The 2,539-nt window shown below is 54.1% G+C and carries 4 protein-coding genes; all 4 read right to left on the reverse strand.

What is annotated here, in order from left to right:
• Positions 1 to 206: 206 nt before the first annotated feature.
• On the reverse strand, positions 207 to 692 hold the full coding sequence (locus Poly21_RS26760) for a GNAT family N-acetyltransferase (RefSeq protein WP_302120790.1): 486 nt from the start codon (positions 690 to 692) through the stop codon (positions 207 to 209).
• A gap of 124 nt (positions 693 to 816) precedes the next feature.
• On the reverse strand, positions 817 to 1,284 hold the full coding sequence (locus tag Poly21_RS26765) for a DMP19 family protein (RefSeq protein WP_146410125.1): 468 nt from the start codon (positions 1,282 to 1,284) through the stop codon (positions 817 to 819).
• A 168-nt stretch (positions 1,285 to 1,452) separates the two neighbouring features.
• On the reverse strand, positions 1,453 to 1,773 hold the full coding sequence (locus Poly21_RS26770; RefSeq protein WP_146410126.1) for a hypothetical protein: 321 nt from the start codon (positions 1,771 to 1,773) through the stop codon (positions 1,453 to 1,455).
• Positions 1,774 to 1,904: 131 nt separating this feature from the next.
• The gene (locus Poly21_RS26775; RefSeq protein WP_146410127.1) at positions 1,905 to 2,393 is read right to left on the reverse strand and encodes a molybdate metabolism regulator; all 489 of its coding nucleotides are present in this window, start codon (positions 2,391 to 2,393) and stop codon (positions 1,905 to 1,907) included.
• Positions 2,394 to 2,539 lie beyond the last annotated feature (146 nt).

Below are 2,539 nucleotides of genomic sequence, written 5' to 3' on the forward strand. Positions count from 1 at the left end.
GGATGCCATCACAGCCAAGCATCGACGGACGCGATCGATGTGCTCCGCGGTTCGACGCTCGTAAAACGCGACCATCTCTGGAGTTGGTTCAGATGTTGTCATTCCGTGATTCGTCTGATGGCAGAACGGCACGCGTAACCGGGAACGCGCGGGAAAGTTTCTAACGGCCAAATCGCTCAGCTCGCGTTCTCCGGTTCACGCGATGGTTACCCGCCCACCATGGGTTGAAGTTGTATTTTCAGCTTGCGACCGCCGGTAATCGCAAATCCAGAGCGTTCGTAAAATGCTAGCGTGCGGTCAAAGCCGGGAAGTGGCGGAGTTGTTACTTCGAGCATGGACCATCCCCGCTCGCGAGCGTTTGCGATCAACGTGGTTAGCAGTTGGTTGCCAATTCCTCGCGATCGATGTTCCGGTCGAACATAGAGTTCGGGAATCGTACCGTATGCCCCGTTTCCGTACAGTGAGTGGCTCTGATAGACGGTCGCAAAACCAACCGCCTGTTCGCCATCGAAAGCGACGAACCCGTCGTAAATGCCGTCCGCGATAAATGTTGAGAGGCGGCGAGCAGTTGGATCGTGTTCAAAGTCGAACGCCGGCAAGTCGATCACGCGCATGATCTCGTGCAGCAGCTCACCAACCATTACGGTCACACACTGGACAGAGTCGGACGACAGGCGTTGAACGGCGATCACATTTAGACTAGGGGTGAATTGGGCATAGCAAATTTCAGTCGGATAACGTTGGCGTTAACGCGGCGGGCGCGTTGGACTATAACTTCAAGATCGGCGTGATCGCCCGCTCGCGTTCAACGCTTGGTTACCCGACGTCAGCTCCGTTCTTGCTAGCCCATAGAGATAACGACTGCCATACTGAGTCATTGCCACATATTCGGTCGGTCCACTGGACCTCCCAAAGCCCATCGATCTCCTCACCGTCATCATCTTCGGTTCCAAATTGTTTGTCCATGAATTCTTGCCGCCGTTCACGGAATCGTTCTGGGAACTCAAAACCAAAAGATTTGGCTGCGTTATCAATGTCCTCTGCAGCCTCGTCTAACCCGATTCTTCTGTAAGCATCCGAGAAGATGCGGTACGGCGGACAACCAGGCCAGTCCATTTCAAAAAAGTAAATGAGACCGCCATTATCTATGACTCCTTGCGCCGACTCCACGAGAATCAACGTCCGATATGGTTCTAGCAACTGACCAACATCATTTCCGACGGCCTTGAGTTTTTGTCGGGCAGCATCAAGTTGCTGCGCAAGGCGTTCGTCTATTTCACTCATGGGTTGGTCCAGCGTCTGAGTGCATTTTCGTCGGGTAACGGCACGCGTCACCCGGTACGCGCGAAAGATTGTCAACTTCGAAACCGCCCGACTCGCGTACTCGGGTGCACGCGATGGTTCCCCGTCTTTGGGTCAGCCGGGCCGTTGCTCATGATATCAGAATCCAGTTCAGCGTGGGTATGCACCATCGACGCCCGCCGCGAGCGTAATGCAAGCCGCTACAACAAGGACGATTGCATGCTTCCGATTGAATGTCTCATTGCGAACGCAATCAATGACCGTGACGACTGCGACCAGCATGAACATCGACGAACACACGGACATGATTGACGAGCCAATCGCCGGCAGCAGATCGTGTAGCCTCGCATGTGTACCTGGCTCGACGAATGACGAACCGAAACTCCATGTAAGCCAGCCGACGATTCCCGTTGCAGCCGAAACGATCGCCAGCCGAACGCAAAACGGTTGACGTTGTCGTTGTGCGTTCACAAAGTCAGGCGACTCCAATCTTCGATCGGGGAACGGTAGAAATCACACAGCGGCGACGAGCGATTTACCACCTCAACCAACTCGACTTCGCCGCTTGTGTGCATTTCATGGTTCTGCCAATTTTGGCTATGTTATGATTCGTCGACCACGCGAGCAATGGCATCAAGCGTCGTTGAGTCGTAGTGCCCCGCCGAAAAATTACGTTGGCGTTTGATTGCCACGTGGATGAACGGCTTTGCGTCTGTGTCGATCTTTCCTTCGTCCATCAATTGTCCAAGTCCAGTTGTGATGATCGTCGTATCCAATGTGAACATGTCGAATTGTTCGCCAAGCAACGCATCGTCAGGATTAGCCAAGTCTGCCTCAACCTGAGCGTCAGATGCCAGAGTTTCATTGTAGCCCTTGAGATTGCCATCGAGAATCCAATCGAAGCAATCGGTAAGAGGAGCATCCGGATTCTCGGATCGCCAACTTCGCCATTCGTAGTAGGCATCGCTGCCCTCATCGCTCCCAAACGGGGCGGCCTCGTCAACGCAGTCCCAGAACAACGGCTCACGCATCAGTTCCCGTGCGCGAGGGTGGGCGGTTTCAGGTTCGTTGAACGGATCGTGATCAGTCACAGGATTCGACTTAGTGGCAGAACGTCACCAATCACCCGGCGGCGACGAGAGATTGGCCATTTTCGAAACGCCCGACTTCGCCGCTCGGGTGCATTGGATTGTTCTGCCTCTACTACGCATCCGAGTTGAGGTTGTAGTCCAGTAGT

Source organism: Allorhodopirellula heiligendammensis, from assembly GCF_007860105.1.
GTDB lineage: Bacteria > Planctomycetota > Planctomycetia > Pirellulales > Pirellulaceae > Rhodopirellula > Rhodopirellula heiligendammensis.